Below are 20539 nucleotides of genomic sequence, written 5' to 3'. Positions count from 1 at the left end.
TTTTAAAGAAAATCGACAAATTTATCCCTAAATTTCATATGAAGCAATGAACCGACTGTTAAGAGAAGAAGGGTAATCATCCAAAAATAAAGCGTATATTTCACATCATGAAAGAACCAATCTCCCTTTAACAGGCTATTTCTGAAACCATCAATAATGTAGAAAAGAGGATTCAGTCTTAAAATATCTCCAATCCACGCCTTGTCTCCAGTAAGCTTCTCTGAGATATTCCAAAAAATCGGTAGCAAAAAGAAAAGTAAGCGTGTCACTGATTGTAAAAGAAATTGATAGTCTCTCACGAGTACGCTAATGGTTGAATTAAACAAACTAAACGAAAACATAAACGCGATCATACAAATAAGATAGTATATATATTGTAGCCAATGCGCATCGGGATAAATGCCATAGGAAATCAGCACAATCAGATAGACACCCATCATGACAAAATAGCTGAACAAGTTGGACATAATCACCACAGATGGCAGCGCACTAATCGGAAAATTCATTTTCGATACCATATTAATGCGTTTAAACACACTGTTTGATCCATCAAGAATCGTTGGACTAATGAAGAACCATGGTATTAATCCTGCAAGCATCCAGATGATAAACGGAACCTCCATGTCTCCAATAACAATTGGCTGTCCCCCGCGAATTCCCAGACCAAAAACAAACCAGTAAGCCAGCATCTGCATTAATGGATTTAAAAACTGCCACAAAACACCCAAATAATTCATCTGATATTTTGATTTTGTTTCATAAACAGCAAGTCGCATAATCAGCGAAAATGAGCTAATTTGCTCCTTCAATATTGTCAACATTGCGTTCATTGTTATCTTCCTTAGAAAAAATTTTGAGTACCATTAAAATTAAAAGCACCGCTCATAATTGTAACAGATGTTGAGGAATATTTCACTTTATATCATGTTAAAAGGCTTACAAGCTAAGCTGCAAGCCTTTATTGTGATTTATTTAACTTTCAAACACAACTTCAACCACTTGCTTCGATGACTCACCGCTCTCTAAGTAGCAGAATTTATCATAAAACGGAGCGAATGACGCTGGTAATGTAAAGGTTGGTTGTTCTGTTTCTCGAACCCAGTCAATGACACTTGCTGTTTCTTTCACAAGCGGGCCAGGTGCTTCTTGTTCAAAGTCAAAGTAGAAGCCTCTTAGTTTGTCACGATATGTCTCAATGTCTGGTACATAGAACAGCATCGGACGTTTGAGGTTTGCATAATCAAAGAACACAGATGAGTAGTCTGTTATGAGTAGATCAGAAATCATATAAAGGTCTCTGATGTCTTCGTAATGAGAGAAGTCATAGGCAAAGCCTTCATAAGGACCCAAATCAAAGTTCTCAGCTACTAGATAGTGCATACGTAGGATAATGATATATTCTTCCCCTATAGATGCTCTTAGCTCATGCAGGTCAAGGTCTAAATCAAATTTGTACTGGCCTTTTTTGTAAAATTGGTCATCTCTCCATGTTGGTGCATATAAGATCAATTTTTTATCAAGCGGCAGATTCATTTTTTTCTTGAGTGCTCTCATCGTTTCTTCATTGTTTTGATTGTGAAGGAAATCATTTCTTGGATATCCTGATTCAATCATCGTCTTTTGGAATTGGAAGGCACGCATAAAGATCTCCGTCGAGTATGCATTAGGAGAAATGAGATAATCCCAATTCGATGCTTCTTTCGTGAAATTCTTTTTGTATTTTTTCGTGTTCGTTCCAGGCATATGCACTTCGTCCATGTCCATCGCAAGTCGTTTTAACGGTGTACCATGCCATGTCTGTAAGTATGTTGTATGATCAGGCTTTGGTACCCAAAGTGGGAGACGGCTGTTTACGACCCAATATTCCGCTCTGGCCATGGCAAAAATCCATTTGAATGACAAACGATTAATATAATAGATGCCCTTTTCTTTAAATGGTACTTCATGACCTTTTTTAACGCTCCAGATCAACGTATATTCAGGGTGATGTTCTTTCATATACTCATAAATAGCACGTGGGTTACAACTGAATTGTTTCCCATTAAAGCTTTCAAAAACAACGGTTTTCTTTTTTACTGACAATTTACTTGCTAGCTTAAAGGTCGTTTGGAAGGTTCGCGTCACAAGACGGTTACGGACTTTTTTGATTTTGCCGATTTGCTTTTTGAATTTCTTCCACTTGCTTTTGACATAGTACTTCGCACGGGTTTTGATTGTGTAATCATTAATTCGGATACCCAGTGTTTGTCGCTTTTTCTTTCGGTACACTTCATATCGAACCGGGATATCGTTCTTTTTTTGTATTTGGACAAAACCTTTTAATTTATTAAATCGATCTCCAAGCACAAGAGATGGTGTTGTTAAAGTCTCTTCGATCCCATTTGCTTCGCAAATAAATTCCAAATAAAAATCATAAACGTACCGCTCTTTTAAAGAGAAAGCCAACTCGTCTAATGAAAATGTTGATTCAAATAGATATAATTCAGGTATTGGTTGATGTCCCTCTATTTCCATATCTTTCTTTCGAATCGAAACGGGAAAACGATATTCATGGATCGGTTCTTTATTCTGCCTGATAAGTAATTGAATATTTTTAATCCTATAGGGCTTTTCTGCACTTAAAACACCTGTATATCCAGACAAAAGAAGGTCCCGATTGTCTAAAAGGCTAATATTCTTAAATCGCACAATTTTCATTTCACGTTTTACTTTAATGGACAAGTTTCCTTTGTCGGTGCAATATGGAGCAATAATCAACATACTCTGATCATTCACTATAAATGTGATTTCCGGCATAGCGACATTTACTTTTAGTCGTTTCATGTAAAAATGATGTTCTTCTAATTTAGTAGGATCTATTGTGAAATCAGCATACTTCATTTCACCTAATTCTTGTTCATTAAAATTAGTTACATATAAATTATATCTTTGACCTTGTTCATTTGGATTTTGTAGAGACGCTTCATTCAGAGTTACTTTGTATAAATTTTCACTTGAATGATAAAGAGGAAGATATTTTTCATATTGAGAATTTCTCTCTCTGATTAATAGGAAGAACTCTTTACCTTCTAATGGAGATTGTTCCTGTATACTAATTAACATCTCAATTTCTTTGTGATGTCTTTGCATACTTTCAACCTTACAATGCCGTTGAGTAGTTTCTTCAATCATTAATTAGTATTCTCCTCTTCTAAAAATATCACACTGCATTATAATTTCCATGAATAATCCCCATTTACTGTTGCATAGGATATACGATGATTAATCTTTTCAAATTCAACTTCTTCATTCAATGAGAGTCTTTTAAAGGCTTCAATATGTTCCTCATCTCGATCGTGCATCTTCATGTAAAAATCAACATACTCTGTATCATAACACTTCAATTTTTCTTTGAGTTTTGTGTCTAGTAAATTAAACTCCACCTTATTATCAGTGATCTGAGCCGCTAATAACTCAGCACTATGACGTCTATCTATGCCTACTATTTCAGCTGTATATTTATTCAAATCTATATTTTTTTGATTCCATTCAAATAACAAAATCAATCTACTTTGATCTACTATCACATCATTAATATTGCATGTGATTTTTTCAAGTGTTTTTTTTATTTTTTCCACTTTTGGCCTATTATATACTACCTCGTTAAGTGCCTTCTCCCAATGGTAGTAATAGCTATTATGTGAATACTTCTCAGCAATTGGTCGACAATTTTTAACCATTTTTAGGTATTTCTTTTTCTCCTGAAAAAGAGTAATCATTCTATCTGCCAATTCTTGTACATCATATTGTTTCACCAAAAATCCATTAACACCATTATGTACCAAATCATTAGGACCGTAATCAAAATCATATGAAACAACAGGGCAATAATTGTAAATTGATTCTATAATAGATAAAGGCAAACCTTCTGAGTGTGACGTTGAAATGGAAAATTTTGCTGTTTGAAACTCTTTATCAGGATCTGCGGTAAACCCTTTAAGTAAAACATGATTTTCTAAATTCAAGCTACAAATCTGATGTTGCAGTTTTTCTTCTTCTTCTCCAGATCCAAATATCTCTAGACGAACATCAGGTAAATGGTCTACAACTATTCTAAATGCTTTAATTGCATCTGTTAAATTCTTCTCTTGTACTAGTCTAGATATAATCACTGCCTTTTTATGGTCAACCTCTTCTCTTAATAATTCGGGATGGAATCCTTTTTTGTGTGTGTGAGGTGTAAAATAAAAACAATGCTGTTTACCCAAGAAATCTCCAAAATCTTTTTTTTGATCTTCTGTAATAAAAAACACGCAATCAATCTTTCCCAATCCAATATGCTTACATAATTCTTCAAACCTTTTTTGGAGTTTATACTTAGTGTCCGAGTAATGACGGCTATGAATAAAAGCTGCATAATAAGAAGTTGAATCTTTCTTCACCCTAAATAAATGTTCATCCTGATGACGGCTGTCTACAAGGAAGAACTTTTTTTGATCATTACGTTTTTGTATAAACTCGATCCAATACTGACGTAAGTCTGTTTTTCTATTAAAAGATTTGATGCCGTTGTTACTATACCAATTAATATTAATTGTAGGGTTATTTTTCTTAAGGGTATTAAACATTTTTTCAAGGTATATCTCGTTGTGATTTTTCACATATTCCTCATGGTAAGGGGCTTCTTTACCCGGCAGATAGTACATAATTCTACATAAAGCGCCATCCACATTATACTCTTCACGCTTAATGATATGTCCTGCTTCGTTTAGAACATCAATATATTGTATTAACGATGGAAACTCGTCATATTTTTTTGTGCGAATTTCATTTTCTATTATATTAATATCATTTATGTTCACCACTTTTTTACCTACAGCAAATTCCTCATAAACCCTCTTATTTCCACTATTTGGAATAAGGAAGTCCTCTATCATATTAAGGATAGTTGATTTTGAGGGATCAATCATTTTTTGTCGAATAATTTGATCCAATTTAAATTTAAAATTCGGGTCAAACCTATATGTCACAAATGTTGTATTGACACCTACTTCTCCAAACATTTTCATTCTCAGTAAAAGTGACTTTGTTAATCCTCCAAAGTTAAAAGGAATTAATCCACTAATAAAGTAATATTCCATATCTGGGAGCTTTACTTCTGATAAATTGGTATAGTTTACGTTAACCTTTTTCAATTTGCTTAAGAAATTAGTAATCAACTTGAAGTCTCCTTTTTTAGTCACTAACACTAACTTAAAAAAGTACTTCTTACCATGGTAAGAAGTACAATGTTAAAATATTAAAGTCCCGCAATTTCTTCCTTGATTTGTGTTGTAGAGATCCCTTCCGTTCTCTTCAAGTAAACGACTTCACAATGCTCTTTCAAGAAGTCGAATTTACCTTCCCAGTCATCTCCCATAACAAATACATCAATGTCATGCTCTTGCACGTCACGGACTTTTTGATCCCAACTGTTTTCTGGAATGACTTCATCTACATAACGAATTGTCTCTAAAATCAGCTTTCTATGCTCATAGCTATGATAAGCCTTTTTTGACTTTTGTAAGTTAAACTCGTCTGTAGAGATGGCCACCACTAAGTAATCTCCGAGCTGTTTTGCACGCTCCAGTAACTTAATGTGCCCCCAGTGTAATAAATCAAATGTACCATAAGTAATAACTTTCTTCATTGCAAACTAAACTCCTTTCTTTCATCCTTATTTATTCTTCAAGCAGTAATGTTTATCCGTTATCCTATTATCTTCGGTCGTTTTTTCGCTCTATGGAAACTCATTATATCACAATGCCTATGAAAGGTTAAGAAAATGTAAAGACACACTATTTCCATTTTAATGGATAGGATAGTAAAAGTCCGAAAACTCAATGTTTCACGCTTTTTTTCACCATATGAATTTATGAAAATGTCACGAAATTTAAAGAATTGTAAAGTTATTGTTAATCATTCATGGAGCAACTGTGATAAAATGATGAGTAGGCTAAGAATGAATTTACAATGAATGATTATAGATAACAAGTTGAAAAAGGAGGTCTAAACAATGCAAACAGAAGTGGTGTCTAACCTTTCTTATGTAAACGGCGACTTAGATGAATTTATCAGCTATATAAACCAGCATCATATTTCTCAGAAAAGAGGCGCCATGATTGCGACGGTTAATCCCGAGATTGGCTATGCAGTCATGAAGGATGACGCTTACCATCAAGTGGTTTCATCTGCAGATTATGTATTGCCGGATGGTGTAGGCGTCGTGTTGATGTCACGCATGACACAAAGTCCGCTTAAATCAAGAATTGCAGGCTTTGATGTTTTCATGTCTATGCTTGATCTTGCAAACAAGCAGTCTAAAAGAATCTTTTTATATGGTGCAAAAAAAGAAGTACTTGAGGCTGTCAAACAGCGGATTGATACGGAATATCCAAATGTGGTCATTGCAGGCAGCTGTGACGGCTATCAAGCCGATAAACGTTTTGTGGCAAAACAAGTTGCACGCTCGAAAGCAGATATGGTGTTCGTTGCTTTAGGATATCCAAACCAGGAGAACTTCATTTATGAATACCAACATTTATTCCCGCAAGCTGTTTGCATCGGTTTAGGCGGAAGCTTTGATGTATTTAGCGGAACGGTAAAGCGTGCACCACGCTGGATGATCAAGACAAATACGGAATGGCTGTACAGACTGATTGTCAATCCGTGGAGATGGAAAAGAATGCTAAATGTTCCCAAGTACGCCTTTGCCGTTCTAAAAGAAAACAAAGAAAAAAAACGTTACTATCCTGAGCAAGTAAAGGATCAAACGAAACATCTGTGAGAGACTGACAAATGATGAATATACGCTCAATGATCATCTCATGTTATGCAGCTTTCGTTTCTTTTATTGGATGGCTAATGAGCGGCGTGAAACCGTGTGAAAATCAGGTGACGCTGCTTGTTTCATTCCAGGAGAATACAACTGCTCTCATTAATACCTATCAACAACAAGTGAATATGACGATGAAGCTGACTGTCCTCTATACGAAGCATGCTTCCGCAATAGAAAAGGACGGGCCTCTCCTGTCATCTCGCTATTTTCATGAAAAAAATCCCTTTCATCTTATTCGATGTATCTATACGATGCTGAAAAGCAAAGTCGTCGTGACGGATAATTACTTTCTCATGACAAGCGTGCTAAGAAACCGTCCTTCTACAACCTGTATTCAAGTGTGGCATGCCAATGGCGCTTTGAAAAAGTTTGGTCTTGAAGATGCTTCAAATCTTAACCGGAGTCCACGTGATATCGAACGCTTCAAGCGGGTCTATTCGTCTTTCGATTATATCGTCACGGGCTCAGATCATATGCGTGAGATGTTCAAGACATCATTTGGGATCAATGATGAACGGTTTTTACCAACAGGTGTTCCACTCACGGATGTGTACTATGATCAGTGTTCGTCTTTCTTTGAGGCGAACGATGGTCCGAAAGGTAAAAAAGTCCTACTATATGCGCCGACCTATCGAGATTTTGCTATGGATGGCCTTGTTTTGCCCTTTTCAAAAGAGCAATTGCAGACAGAGCTCAGTGGCGACTACATTATACTCGTCAAGCTTCATCCTGCGGTCAAACATCTAGCGAAAACAGAAACAGATGGTGAGTGGATATTTGATGTGTCCGATCAGCCGCTCTATCCCTTACTCTGTGCTTGTGATGTCCTGATTACGGATTATTCGTCGATTGTGTTTGAATATGCGCTGCTCCAAAAGCCTGTTTTGTTCTTCACTTATGACCTAGAGATTTATCGAAAGAAACGGGGCTTAGTCGATCATTATGAAGACATGATCCCAGGGAAGGCTTGCGTGACTCAAGACATGCTCTTGAAGGAGCTTTTACATCTAAACGAATCAGAAAATCGAGATACATTAAAAACCTTTGCTGAGGAGTGGAACCAATATTCAAAGGGCCAATCAAGTGAGCAGCTCTTATCATTTATAGAACAGCAGCTCTTACACAAAAAACGTCCTGCTTCTTATTAGGAAGCCGGACGTTTTTTATTTGTTATAAACTTGGATATCATAATAGAGCGTATAGTTAGTATTCGTGCATGAACGACCAGAGTTGATCCTATCTTTTTAAGTCGTCAGGTGCGCATCAAGTATCCTGACTTTTGGGATCAGCATCGGGACGAGTGGGACATGCTATTTCAAGAAGCTGATATTCATTATGATGTAAAAGGCGACATTTTGAACTTCGGTGCAGAAGGCGCAGCAAAAAGGCGGTTACCGTGAAGGGGTGCCTCCTTTTTTACGTGCCACAATCAGAAGCTGATATAGTGTTACTTGATCAGATAAAGCTTTTGTTTGAAAGCCAAGTGACTCTCCGACTCTCGCTACTTCGTCAAAAAACAATTGGACGGTTTGATCAATCTGTACATTAATTTGTTGTTCTATCACGCGATCAAACAAATGGTCTGGAAATAGTGCACGCATCGTTTTTGGTGTGAAGAATCTCATATGCGTTCGATCTAAAATCCCTACATCTCGATACGTAAAATCCCCTGTCATTAATGGAAGGAGCACCTCCGCATGCATCATGTTAGGCAAGCAGCAAATGATGACGCCACCTGGCTTTAAAGAATTGTGCGCTTGTGCAATGATTTGCCATGGATCTGACACATGCTCTAATACATCAGAAAATATGACTGCATCAAAAAAGGCTTCCTTCTCTGACCAAGGGTACTCATCTACTTTCACTTCTTTGACTTCTTGATAATATGCTTTTGCGATCGTCGCTTTTAGTGAATCCGGCTCTACCCCGTACATGTCAACAGGCTGCCGATTGATGAGTTCAAGCCCTGTTGCGCCTGCACCGCAGCCCACATCCAGCACACTTGCGGCCTTTCGAGGCAACAGTGCTGCAAAATATGGATGAGGGGTCATGAGATTTAAATCAATGCCCCATTTATTTAAAAACCGAAGCCTGTTCTCTGCAAAAAATGTAGAGATATTCGTTTCTTGATGCGCATGGAAGGTTGCATGACCGTGATGATGGACAAATGAATCATGGACGATTTGCAACTGATATCCCTTCAGCAACGAACGTAAACAAAGATCATCATCCTCAAATGACCCATACACAAACCGCTCATCAAATAACCCGACATCCTCAATCAGCTCTCTTTTCACTAGCAGACAAAAACCAACAAGTCTGTGCACATACGTCCTCTGACCTTTTCTCGCAGCTGTATATTCCTTAGCAAAGGCAGGAAGGTCCTTCACATCTGTATACGACGGCTGGACCATTTGAGGACCACTCACATAATTGGAGACAGGTCCCACCATTCCAATACGTTCTGATGCAAATAATGCCTCTCTTAATGGAGAAAGCCAGTTTTCAGTGACCATCGTGTCATTATTTAAAAAGAGAATACTGTCTCCTGTCGCTTTTTTCACTCCTTGATTACAGCCCTTTGCAAAGCCTTGATTTACTTCGTTTTCAATAAAAATGATATCTTCTAGCTCTCGCACATATGCCTTTGTTCCGTCTGTTGAGGCATTATCTACGATGATGAGTTCATATTGGTCACATCGGGTATGCTGCTTGAGGCTGTCGATACATTTTTTGGTTAAATGCAGTTCGTTGTACGTCAGCATAACAATACTTGTTTTTCCTTTCATCTCATTTCCACCTTTCGCCCGCCTGTTCCATATGTATGTCATATCCAGCACGTTCAGAAGATGAGAGATATCCTTTCTTCATTAAACGTTTGTTTGAAAAGGAAAACCAGCTACATACGGCAGCTGTCCTTTTTATACCGTTTCTCCTTCATCATTTACGACAGTACGGCTTCTCTTTTTTAAATCTTCTTCAATTCTTTCAAGACTTTTTCCTTTTGTTTCGTTCACTAAATATTTCACAATGAAGAAGGCCACTATGCCGATCCATTTGCTTTTTCGTCATTATAACCCCACTATAGTCTGTGTTTACTGGATATTTCCCTATGAAAAATCATTTTCCTCACTTCCTTTCTTTTCAAACATTTCAATGTTTTATGACAAATATATTTCATTTTCGTTTCATTGAAACTTTTTACGACAAGGAAACGTCAATTAAGCGTTGATAAAAGAAATGTTGCACTATATACCGTTTTAAGGTATATAAGGATACCTTTACTATAAAAATCATATGCGAGGGGCTAAAAAATATGGATCAATCACGAAACAGACACAAAGGGAAAAACCGTTTAAAACCATGGGTGAAAGTCACTCTTTTTCTATTTGGTATTCTTTTACTGGCAACCGCTTCTGTCACAGGCTATGCCTACTATAAGTTGACAACTGCTGCGAAAAAAGCACAAGTATCTCTAGAGCGAGGCGCACAATCTGTCAAACGAATCGAAGCATTCGATCCTGGAAAAGACAGCTTCTCTGTCTTGCTGCTTGGAATCGACAGCAGACCCGGTGAAACCGTTGAACAGGCACGAAGCGATGCAAATGTCTTGGTGACGGTGAATCGCACAAATAAAACCATTAAATTTTTAAGCATTCCAAGGGACTCATATGTGGATATTCCAGATCATGGTTATGACAAAATTGCACACGCACACGCATTTGGCGCGGCAGATTTAACGGTGAGTACAGTTGAGAATTTACTAGATATTCCTGTCGATTTTGTCATTGAAAGTAATTTCAAAGCATTTAAGGAGGTCGTGAATGAATTAAACGGTGTGTCTATTAACATTAAGGATGAATATCTTGTCAAACAGATTGAAAAAGATACAAAAGGTAAAATTGTGCTTCAAACAGGAACTCATACGCTAGATGGTGATCAAGCTCTCGCATATGTGAGAACGCGAAAAGCAGATAATGACTTAATGCGGGGACAGCGTCAAATGGAAGTATTAGAAGCCATTTTTGATAAATCAAAGTCATTAACGTCCATTCCGTCATATGACAATATCATTGACACGCTCGGTGATAATGTCTCAACCAACCTTTCAATGAAAGAATTAATCGGGCTCATACCGCTTCTGACTACATTGAAATCTGCTGATACCATTCAGCTAAAAGGATCTGACTATCAGCCAAACGACGTTTATTATTTCCAATTGGATCAAAATCAACTAAATGAAGTAAAGGCTGAATTGAAGCAGCACCTTGAATTATCATAAACAGAAGGCGTCCATTTAGGGCGCTTTTTCTCATATCATCATTGATCATTTGGACATTTTTGTTTAACCTTGATAGAGAGAGGAATCAAATATCCTCACTTTTTCATGAGAATAAAGGAAATCGCACATACTGAATGAAGGAGGATTTGACAGCTATGAAAAAAATGATTGCGATTGATTTAGACGGCACACTTTTAAATACAAAAAGTGAAATTTCTGCTCAAAACCGGCAGGCATTGATTCGTGCAAAGAAAGCTGGATATATTGTCACAATTTGTACAGGACGGGCCACTTTTGACGTGAAGGACCTTCTTGGTGATTTGGACATTCCAATTATTGCGGCAAACGGAGGTACAGTGCATACTGAGGGATATCAGCTCTTCAGCAGAATGACACTTGACCAAGAAGCTGGGAAGCGTGCGGCAAAAGTATTAATGGAACGGAATATTTACTTCGAGGTATATACTGACGATGCTCTCCTTTCCCCATTTGATGGAAAAGAGAAATTGAAAGCAGAGTTTGATGTGATCAAAAGCGCAAATCCAAATGAGGATGTAGCTGATTTATGGGAAGGAGCAATGACTCAATTTAAACAATTTGGCATCAAACCAGTAGATGACATCTGCCAGATTTTTGAGTCGAATGAGGCGACTTATAAATTACTCTGCTTTTCATTTGATATGAACAAGTTACAGAAAGCACGAGACCTTCTTGCGGAAATGCCTGAACTGTCTTTAACCTCGTCTGGAAAACATATTATTGAGGTAATACCCAAAGAGTCAGGGAAAGGACATGCTCTCAAAAAGCTTGCAGCCCATTATGGCGTAGACCGCTCCTATATTTATGCGATTGGTGACAGCCCAAATGATCTATCCATGTTTGAGGAAGCAGGTCACCGAATTGCGATGGGAAATGCAGTGGATGTTATTAAAGACAAGAGCACCTATATCACAAAAGACAATCATGAGGATGGCGTCGCCTATTTTATTGATCTGCTTTTACAAAACCAAAAGACGCTTGTCTGATAGCGCCTAGAGAAGTCCAGTGAATAAGAACATCTACGCAAAACGTAAAGAAACGATTGAACGCATTTTTGCGGATGCAAAAGAAAAGCATGGTATGCGTTGGACGAAACTTCGTGGACTGAAAAAAGTTTTAATGCAGGCGATACTTACTTTCGTTGCCATGAATCTCAAGAAAGCTAGCAAACTGGACATGGAAAGGACCATGTCCAGCGTAAGACAACTGATCGATTTTATCAAAATAAGTGAAAACCCCACCTTTACTTGAAGTAAAGGTGGGGTTTGTCTACGGTCTGAGAGTACTAAAGGCGTGCTCTTATCACCATGACTTGATTATTTACTCGCTTTCGACTGCTTTTGCTGCTCGATCTTCTGCATTTCAACAGAGATCTTTTGCTTTTCATGATCTGTGAGGCTTTCACTTAATTTAAAAGCAGACATAAAGACAAATACTAAAATTAACGCAACAAATGGCCAGATTGCTTTTAGGAATTTCATTTATTATCCTTCCCTTCGTTTTCTTTTAATGTTTGAACTTTATCTGCATGATTCACTTCAAAGAAAATGTGTCCGTCTTTTTCTTTCCACTTCGCATTGGTGCCATTGGTCAGCTGACGGATGATTGATTTGGATTCAAGAGACCCAGCCTTTACTGGAGCAGGTGTTGCTTCTTTAATATACATTGGCACCACTTCAAATGTGGCTTTTCCGTATTTATTTAGATGATACTGAACAAGCGCAGAATCACGTGTCCTTGACCAGCCTTGGTCAAAAATAAAGTTCCCCAAGCTATAGAAGATCACCGTTCCGTTGTAGATCTCCATCGGCTCCAGGACGTGCGGGTGTGCACCGATGATAATATCAGCACCAGCATTTGACATCGCCCTTGCCAATTCTCTTTGTCTGTCATTTACTCCATTGTTGTACTCCTGTCCCCAGTGAGCATGAACAACGACGATATCTGCCTTTTCAGCAGCTTGAGAAATCATCGGAATAAAGATAGATGGATCGGCTGGCAGAATACCTGCCTTGCGATTCGTTGCTCTGAAATCTTTCCCATAGACATCTGTAAAACCAATTGTAGCGATTTTCACACCGTTCACTTCTTTGTACGAAATGTTCTGCTTCGCATCTTGGAGGTTACGTCCTGCTCCTGTGTAAACCATATCAGCTTTTTCAAAGGCATTGATCGTATTGTTCAATCCTTTTTCACCATAGTCTGCCGCATGGTTATTCGCAAAGTTTAGTACAGAGAAATTCAAGTCTTTCAACGCTTGGACAGACTCTTCATCTGTTCTTAAGTGAATACTTTTTTGCACCGCCTGCTCCTTATCTGAGGCAACTGGATGCTCAAAGTTACCTGTTACATATTCTGATACATCAAAATATGGTTTCGCATAGCGAAAGAGATGCATTTTTCCATAGCGGTCTGTCACTTTCTCTACATTTCGACCAAACATAATATCGCCGACAAATGAAGCGGTCAGGATGTTTTCTGGAATCTTTTCTACAGTGGGCACTTGTGCTTTCCCTATAAATGTAAATAGAAATGTACATGCAATGACGATCGGTAAAGTAATCAGTACATGTTTATTCGTCTTTTTCTTTTGATTCTTTGTGATTTTCAGCAGTTTTTCCTGAAAGCTCAATTTTTTATTCATTATTGAACACACCTTATCTTAAAATAGATAGTAAACATACATGATGGCAAATGTTGCACCACTTAGAAGTAACGTGCTTCCTAGGGTAATTGTAAGACCTTGTTTTTGGATCGTATTCGCAATCAATCCAGGTACGATGATCCCGATTCCGCGGAACTCTGCTATTTCAAATGGAACGACTGGATAGAAGAAATCAAATATGAGCTTTAAGGAAATCCCTGTAATTAACATCGCAGCAAATTTTCTTCGTCCGTATAAAATCATAAATTTCGATAAACCAAAGCGAACGATAACATACGTAAGCAAGCTCACAGATAAGACGACTAAAATGAAGACTGGCTGGTTAAATACAAGCGCCAGATAACCTGGGACAACCAATCCAGCTGGTACAATTCCTGTTTTTTCTGCAAAGATTAAACTAAGTAGAACACCTAAAATTAACGAGATATAAAGATCTGATCCGAACATTTTCTATATTTCCTCCTAGCTGACAAGCTGCTTAATTTTGTATTCTTGAATTTTTTCGATTAAAGGTTCAGCGGCGCCATGGATATTGCCGACTCCATAAACCACTCGATTATGAAGCTTTCTCTCAAGCATGTTCATAATTTGTTCTGTAGATTGATATTCAAGGTTATGTAAGTGGTCAGCGGGAATTTTCCCTTCCTCAAATGCCTTCACAATTGGATCAGTCGTTTCACCAATTAAGACAAGGTCACTTGCTTCAATATAAGGAAGAACATCTTCCGCAAACTGGATCGTTCTATCTACACGATCCGCACGACAGTTCATGATAATAATTGGTTCATCTGTCGGATATCCAATTTCCTTCACACGCTTCCAAATGTTCAATGTAGATGCTGCGTCATTTGCCGCAAATCCATTTACAAAGTGTCCAGGTGTTTTTGCGTCCATTAATGGAAGAATTCTCATCGCTCCTGGATCAGGCGGCGCATTTAGCATTCCTCTGAATGCCGTATCTTCATCAATCCCTAATGCTTGAGCGACACCAAGTGCAAGTGAAGCATTATCTGGGAAAACCATGTACTCAAATTTCCTCAAATACTCATCGGTAATCTTGGAATTATCTGCAACAATGACCTCAGTGTTGCGTTTTTTCGCAATCTCTTTAAAGAAATCCGTATACTCACTATCCGTAATAACCAAGTGTCCATCGTAAGGAATTGTGGCTGTAAAAGCTTCTGCTATTTCATCAAGAGTTGGCCCCATCACATCCATATGATCTTCAAGAACGTTTACGATCACGCCAATATTCGCTTGAAGCAGTTCTTCCTGAAAGATAATTTGGTAATCTGGATTTACCGCCATACATTCACTGACGATGGCATTTGCTCCTCTTTCAACTGTTTCTCTCATCACTTCCTTCTGCTCTCCGATATTCGGTCCTTGCGGTTTCCTTTTAATCGGTTTCTCTTCTGGCGTATCCCAATAAATCATTCTTGCATCCGTTCCCGTTGTTTTGCCGACAGTTTTATAACCTGCCTCCATTAAAATACCGGTTGTCAATCTTGTAACGGTGGACTTTCCGCGAATACCATTAATATTAACGCGCACCGGCAGGGCATCGATATTTTTCTGATGACGCTTCTTTTCAATAAAGCCAACCCCTAACATGATGACACAGGCTATAACGATTAACCACATCGCTATCTACATCTCCTTTTTTATGAGTGTGATATGTAAATTCAATCATCAGTATATCTGTTCAGCATAAAATCACAATCGGTATTATGTAACATACTCTTTCACTTTCCCGTATGACAAAATCCTCTAATCAGAAGCCGAATTTGCCTAGCTTTCTCTCAAATGACAAGGACAAAAGGCGGACAAAATTTAGCCTAAGTTTCTGCCTCACACAAGAGAAAGCGCTATCATCAATCATTGAAAAATCTTCTGTACTTTTCTCCCTAAATTTTTTGACAATGATTAAAATGTATTTTGATCATTGTTTTAAATACACTTTCATTCTATAAAATCAGTCATATCAGTGCTTTAAATGAATAGTACGTGTTTTGGAATTTTTTCGTTTTTTGAATGAACAGGTTAGAAAGTCATCCTCAGTGATCAGAACGCTACGCGTTGACCTACGACAAAGGTCACCTCTAGGAAAATCAAGTAATCTGCTTATTTCTAGGTCACAAAAAAATGGTTTATTATGTAAAAAAATGATCATTTCGTTACATCTCATCTTTACATTTTTCCCTCCTTATGACCTAAACAATGAAACATTATTCATTTGTTTTTATCAAGATTCATCATTTCTTAACATTTTAATATGATTTAGTTGAAACTTGTCGGCTCATGTCTTCCCTAAAGGTAGCGCATAAAATTAGCTTCTCTGCTTACACTATGGTTAAAAAACCTGTGAGAGGAGGCTAAAGATGCCAAACACCAATGAGCAAACACGCTTGCACTTTTTATCAGGCAGCTTTGAGGAGAAAATTCGGATCCTGAAAAAGATATTTCAGCAAAGTGACGATTTTGAATACAGAGAGTTAATGGTGAATGGCACAAAATCAGTACTGTTTTTTATTAAAACAAGAGTGGATGAAAGTAAATTAAATGACTTCATGATCGGCAACTTGTTAGGTCCTGCAGGAAAGCAAGACTACGTAAAATCTCTTAGTACACTTGAAACCGGTGATTTGACGCTGATCACCGACAGTATTATTGCAGGAAGTATTGCCTTTCTTGATGAAAATGCCTCTCAGATCAAATTATTTGCCGTCGGGCAGCCGCCGCTGCGATCTATTTCTGAGCCTTCTTCTGAAAGCACTATTGCAGGTGCACATGATGGATTTGTTGAGAGTATAGATACCAATATCTATTTACTGCGTTCACACTTAAATGATCGAAAGCTCGCGATCCAATATCATAAGATCGGTACAAAATCGGAAACAAAACTTGCGACGATTTATATTTCTGATATCGCTAATCCAGAAAAGGTAGAAGAGGTAAACAGACGGATTACTTCTATTAAAGTAGACACGCTGCTAAGCCCTGGCTCAGTCGTAGAGGCCATTGAGGATGATTCATTCTCTATTTTTCCGCAGCTTATTGATACAGAGCGCCCTGACAAGGTGAGATCTGCAATCCTTGAAGGGAGAATTGTGGTGCTGATGGATGGTAGTCCTATGGCCATTATTCTGCCTATCACTTTCTTTAGTTTCTTTCAATCACCTGATGATTATAGTAGCCGCTGGATTCCAGCTACGTTTATTCGTTTTCTTCGTTTTTTTTCCTTTATCATCGCCATTACCTTGCCATCTCTTTATATCGCTGTTATTACCTTTCATTATGAGGTCATTCCAGATGAATTAGCGATTACGATGAAAAATTCAATTATCGGTATCCCTTTCCCTCCATTAATAGAAGCAATGCTGATGGGGGTCACCATTGAACTCATACGGGAGGCGGGGGTACGTCTGCCAAGACCCATCGGTCAGACGATTGGAATTGTAGGGGGGTTGGTCATTGGGGATGCCGTTGTACAAGCAGGTCTCATTTCCAATGTCCTTATTGTTGTCGTTGCAGTAACAGCTGTGGCTTCCTTTGTCCTCCCATCCGTTGAAATGACGTCAACCATTCGAGTGCTACGTTTCCCGCTCATGTTCATGGCATCAATGTTTGGTTTTATTGGCATTTCATTCGGACTGGCCATCGTACTCATGAATTTATGCCGCCTTGAATCACTAGGAGTGCCTTACTTATCACCAGTTGCTCCATTTAACTGGCAGGACTTAAAAGACACGATCATTCGATTACCGATGGGGATGTACAAAATGCGCCCTGTTTATTTAAATCCGCAAAAGAAAAGACAAATCGAAAATTTGAGAGGGTGGAAAAAGGAAAATGGAAAATAAAATATCTCCACCTCAAGCTGTTTTTTTCATCATTCAATCTCAAATTGGTGTTGGTATTTTAGTACTTCCCCATTTGCTCATGAAAGACATGGGTCACGATGGGTGGATGGCCATTATTCTAGCCGGATTATTCATCCAAATCATCAACACCATTTTTATTTACATCATTCATAAATATCCTGACACATCGTTTTTTCAAACGTTAATCGACGTGTTCGGAAAATGGATCGGTCGGTTCTTGATCGTACTCTATACAGTATACTTCGCCTCAGTCTGCATTGCTGTTCTATCGATTTTCACTAGAATTCTTGGAATATGGGTGCTGCCGCTTACGCCAAATTGGGTCATTAATTTATTGATGATGATATGCATTATCTACATTGCAAAGGAAAAAATCACAGCAATTGTCAGGTTTAACTTTATTTTGACTCCCTTTTTGCTCATGCTATCTCTATTGATGTGTTATGCAGTAAAAGGAACGAATATGGATTACATTATGCCTTTTTTCCAAACAAATATTTCTCAATTTCAGCTTGGGTTGAAGGACGTGGTTCTGTCCTTGAATGGATTCGAGATGATCCTCATCATCTCTCCATTTATGAAGGGCTCCATTAAGCAACGGTATAAGGTGATGACCATTTCAAATATATGCACAACCCTTTACTACTTAATTATCACATTAATTTGTTTTATGTTTTTCAGCCCAATTGAGCTTAATATCATTCCCCACCCTGTTCTTTATCTATTAAAGACCATTTCATTCGGTGTAATTGAAAGAACAGATTTAATTTTTCTCAGTTTTTGGGTGTTTAACATTCTTGCCACACTCAGCAATTATCTCTACTTTTGCGCAAATGGATTATCCAGTATTTTAAAAAAAACAGATCATAAAAAATATGTCTATTATATTGCCATTTTGATCTATGTCGCTAGCTGTTTTCTCGCAGACGATAATTTTAGAATTAAGCGCTTTAATGAGTTTACGACTTTTTCTCAATATTCAGTTATTTATACACTTCCGATCATGATGGCCATTATCATCTTGATTAAACATCGCAAAGGGAAGGTGAAATCACATGCGTCATAAGTCCATACTGACACTGCTTATATGTATTTCCCTTATATTCATGCCTGGCTGCTGGGATCAGACCTTGTTAAAAAACATCTCTCTTGTCTTAACTTCAGCTATTGACCAAGGAGAAGATGACAATGCGGAATTCTCAATTACCTACCGAAAGGTGCAGCAGTCTCAAAGCATGGAACAAGAAAATACAGGCAACTATTCAACCACTGTTCTCTCAACTGAAGCACCGACTTTAAGAAAAGCAAGAACCAACTTTAGCCGAATTGTCGACCAAAAAATTGATATGTCGAAAATGCAGGTCATGCTGATCGGCGATGAATTTGCTCAACAACGCCTTCTCCCTTACTTAGATATGTTTTACCGTGACCCCAAAAGTCCTTTACTTGCAAATCTCGCTTTGGTACAAGGTGGAAGCTGTGTGGATGTGATCAACCAGCTGCTCAAGGAAAAGCTCATTGTGAGCGACTATTTAAATAACTTAATCACCACTGCTTCACGTTCCTCACAAGTTTCACCCAAAAACATTCAAAGTGTCCGGTCTAAAATGCTCCAAACTGGAGAGGACTTAACACTGCCTTTACTTCACTTCGATCAATCGAAGCAATTAATTCGTGTAAAAGGTGTAGCCCTATTTAATAATGATAAAAAGAAAGGCGAACTGTACGGTCAAGATGCGATCCTGCTTACCGTGATGGACAACAAAATGGGGAGATATGCAAATTTCACAAAAAAAGTCGGAAGTGATATGAAATCAAAAGAGAGCAATTACATCACCATTCAAGTAACTGACTCAAAGAGAGACATCAAGATTGTCAATCCTGATCACCGAGACTTAACATTCTTTCTCAATTATGAATTCACGACATCTGTGCTAGAGTACCCGAAAGATAACCTAGATACAGATAAGAACATCCAAATGCTCAACAAAAGACTTTCAGTCATTTTGACAAAAGAAGCTGAAAAAGTCGTTGCTGCTTTGCAAGAAGCAAACTCTGATGTCCTAAGTCTTGGCAGAAAATACCGAGTAAGACATTATGATGAGTATATGAAAATGAACTGGGTCAACGATTATCCAAAGGTGAAAATTATTCCAAAAATCAAAGTGAACATTAAACAAACAGGTATTACTAGCTAAGAAAGGGAAGAAGTCATCTTTCTTTTCTTTTTATATTTTTCAAGATTGTCAGTTCTATAATTTCGTGATAATCTATGCGTGTAAACGGTTACACAAAGACGAAGCTGATTCTTCTGCGATTTCAACAGTTGTCGAATCAGCGAATGCTTCAAATATACCTGTCATCACATTGGACCGTTCAGCAGAAAGGTGGAAGCACTTGTAGCCTCTGCAACGTCAAAGGCGGTGAAATGGCAGACTGAATTTATCATCGACAAGCTAGGCAGAGGGGCGGGTCGCTGAATGAGAAGGCGTTCCAGGAGCTTCCGCCACATGTGAACGCGGGAAAGGCTTTAGAGGCGATTCAAATCTCTGGAAAAGACATTCTCGTCGTAACAAAAAAATAAACACAGAAGGGACTGACCCCCTAAGATGAGACAAATAAAAAACACCTTCAAGTTTGAAAACGGACCGTTGTGATCCGAAATAAAACATGGAGGTGTTTTTTTTATGGGGACAAGAGTGAGTTATCCAGTTGAAGTCAAACAGAAGGCTGTAGAAATGAGATTGGCAGGTGTACCTATGAAAGAGATCATGCAGGAATTGAATATCAAGAATAAGACGCAGGTTCAGACA

At 38.1% G+C, this 20539-nt stretch carries 17 protein-coding genes and 3 pseudogenes; 11 read left to right on the top strand and 9 right to left on the bottom strand.

Annotated elements, in window-relative coordinates; all coding sequences use genetic code 11:
* Positions 1-2: 2 nt before the first annotated feature.
* The 4 genes from WAX46_RS05930 to tagD form a co-directional block, all read right to left on the bottom strand.
* Positions 3-830 carry an ABC transporter permease gene (locus WAX46_RS05930; RefSeq protein ID WP_226567734.1) on the bottom strand — a complete coding sequence of 276 codons (828 nt, stop codon included), beginning with the start codon at positions 828-830 and terminating at the stop codon, positions 3-5.
* Between the two features lie 142 nt (positions 831-972).
* Positions 973-3171 carry a CDP-glycerol glycerophosphotransferase family protein gene (locus tag WAX46_RS05925; protein WP_226567735.1) on the bottom strand — a complete coding sequence of 733 codons (2199 nt, stop codon included), beginning with the start codon at positions 3169-3171 and terminating at the stop codon, positions 973-975.
* Positions 3172-3209: 38 nt separating this feature from the next.
* The gene (locus WAX46_RS05920) at positions 3210-5198 is read right to left on the bottom strand and encodes a glycosyltransferase (RefSeq protein ID WP_226567736.1); all 1989 of its coding nucleotides are present in this window, start codon (positions 5196-5198) and stop codon (positions 3210-3212) included.
* 80 nt (positions 5199-5278) lie between these two features.
* Positions 5279-5668: a glycerol-3-phosphate cytidylyltransferase gene (gene tagD / locus WAX46_RS05915; RefSeq protein ID WP_008343212.1), complete on the bottom strand. Its 390-nt coding sequence runs from the start codon at positions 5666-5668 to the stop codon at positions 5279-5281.
* Between the two features lie 366 nt (positions 5669-6034).
* Between tagD and WAX46_RS05910 the strand changes: the two genes are divergently transcribed.
* The 3 genes from WAX46_RS05910 to WAX46_RS05900 all read left to right on the top strand — a co-directional run bounded on the left by WAX46_RS05910 (position 6035) and on the right by WAX46_RS05900 (position 8256).
* The gene (locus tag WAX46_RS05910; protein ID WP_336493495.1) at positions 6035-6805 is read left to right on the top strand and encodes a WecB/TagA/CpsF family glycosyltransferase; all 771 of its coding nucleotides are present in this window, start codon (positions 6035-6037) and stop codon (positions 6803-6805) included.
* Between the two features lie 11 nt (positions 6806-6816).
* Positions 6817-8004, top strand: coding sequence for a CDP-glycerol glycerophosphotransferase family protein (locus WAX46_RS05905; protein WP_226567738.1), 1188 nt, complete (start codon positions 6817-6819; stop codon positions 8002-8004).
* Between the two features lie 90 nt (positions 8005-8094).
* The gene (locus WAX46_RS05900; RefSeq protein WP_226567756.1) at positions 8095-8256 is read left to right on the top strand and encodes a Ger(x)C family spore germination C-terminal domain-containing protein; all 162 of its coding nucleotides are present in this window, start codon (positions 8095-8097) and stop codon (positions 8254-8256) included.
* Here WAX46_RS05900 and WAX46_RS05895 read toward each other — a convergent pair.
* Positions 8248-9645, bottom strand: a complete 1398-nt coding sequence (locus tag WAX46_RS05895) for a bifunctional glycosyltransferase family 2 protein/class I SAM-dependent methyltransferase (protein ID WP_226567739.1) — start codon at positions 9643-9645, stop codon at positions 8248-8250. The two genes, WAX46_RS05900 and WAX46_RS05895, sit on opposite strands and share 9 nt — an antisense overlap.
* A gap of 527 nt (positions 9646-10172) precedes the next feature.
* Between WAX46_RS05895 and WAX46_RS05890 the strand changes: the two genes are divergently transcribed.
* The 3 genes and pseudogenes from WAX46_RS05890 to WAX46_RS05880 all read left to right on the top strand — a co-directional run.
* Positions 10173-11138 (top strand): LCP family protein, encoded by a 966-nt coding sequence (locus tag WAX46_RS05890; RefSeq protein WP_226567740.1) that lies wholly within the window; start codon positions 10173-10175, stop codon positions 11136-11138.
* A 155-nt stretch (positions 11139-11293) separates the two neighbouring features.
* Positions 11294-12163, top strand: coding sequence for a Cof-type HAD-IIB family hydrolase (locus WAX46_RS05885; protein WP_336493494.1), 870 nt, complete (start codon positions 11294-11296; stop codon positions 12161-12163).
* Between the two features lie 19 nt (positions 12164-12182).
* Positions 12183-12378 (top strand): annotated as a pseudogene (locus WAX46_RS05880) (transposase); the annotation flags it as partial.
* A 115-nt stretch (positions 12379-12493) separates the two neighbouring features.
* Here the strand turns inward: WAX46_RS05880 and WAX46_RS05875 are convergent.
* The 4 genes from WAX46_RS05875 to pgsB are packed head-to-tail and all read right to left on the bottom strand — an operon-like array spanning position 12494 to position 15486.
* On the bottom strand, positions 12494-12658 hold the full coding sequence (locus WAX46_RS05875) for a hypothetical protein (RefSeq protein ID WP_226567742.1): 165 nt from the start codon (positions 12656-12658) through the stop codon (positions 12494-12496).
* Positions 12655-13821: a CapA family protein gene (locus WAX46_RS05870; RefSeq protein ID WP_336493493.1), complete on the bottom strand. Its 1167-nt coding sequence runs from the start codon at positions 13819-13821 to the stop codon at positions 12655-12657. The genes WAX46_RS05875 and WAX46_RS05870 overlap by 4 nt, the downstream gene beginning before the upstream one ends.
* A gap of 18 nt (positions 13822-13839) precedes the next feature.
* A complete protein-coding gene (pgsC, locus tag WAX46_RS05865; protein ID WP_226567744.1) occupies positions 13840-14289 on the bottom strand; it encodes a poly-gamma-glutamate biosynthesis protein PgsC in 450 nt (149 codons plus the stop codon).
* A gap of 15 nt (positions 14290-14304) precedes the next feature.
* On the bottom strand, positions 14305-15486 hold the full coding sequence (pgsB, locus tag WAX46_RS05860) for a poly-gamma-glutamate synthase PgsB (protein ID WP_226567745.1): 1182 nt from the start codon (positions 15484-15486) through the stop codon (positions 14305-14307).
* Positions 15487-16223: 737 nt separating this feature from the next.
* On the opposite strand from pgsB, the gene WAX46_RS05855 reads away from it, so the two are divergent.
* The 5 genes and pseudogenes from WAX46_RS05855 to WAX46_RS05835 form a co-directional block, all read left to right on the top strand.
* Positions 16224-17705, top strand: coding sequence for a spore germination protein (locus tag WAX46_RS05855; RefSeq protein WP_226567746.1), 1482 nt, complete (start codon positions 16224-16226; stop codon positions 17703-17705).
* Positions 17695-18792 carry a GerAB/ArcD/ProY family transporter gene (locus WAX46_RS05850; protein WP_336493492.1) on the top strand — a complete coding sequence of 366 codons (1098 nt, stop codon included), beginning with the start codon at positions 17695-17697 and terminating at the stop codon, positions 18790-18792. The genes WAX46_RS05855 and WAX46_RS05850 overlap by 11 nt, the downstream gene beginning before the upstream one ends.
* Entirely contained in the window at positions 18782-19924 is a 1143-nt protein-coding gene (locus tag WAX46_RS05845; protein ID WP_226567748.1) for a Ger(x)C family spore germination protein, read from the top strand. The genes WAX46_RS05850 and WAX46_RS05845 overlap by 11 nt, the downstream gene beginning before the upstream one ends.
* 103 nt (positions 19925-20027) lie before the next feature.
* Positions 20028-20207 (top strand): annotated as a pseudogene (locus WAX46_RS05840) (D-ribose ABC transporter substrate-binding protein); the annotation flags it as partial.
* A 206-nt stretch (positions 20208-20413) separates the two neighbouring features.
* Positions 20414-20539, top strand: a pseudogene (locus WAX46_RS05835) (IS3 family transposase); the annotation flags it as partial.

Origin of the sequence: Bacillus sp. FJAT-53060, assembly GCF_037104745.1 — a bacterium.
Lineage (GTDB): Bacteria > Bacillota > Bacilli > Bacillales > Bacillaceae > Bacillus > Bacillus stratosphericus_B.
The sequence above is the reverse complement of the archived record's forward strand: the minus strand, read 5'-3'. Positions and strand labels throughout refer to the sequence as shown.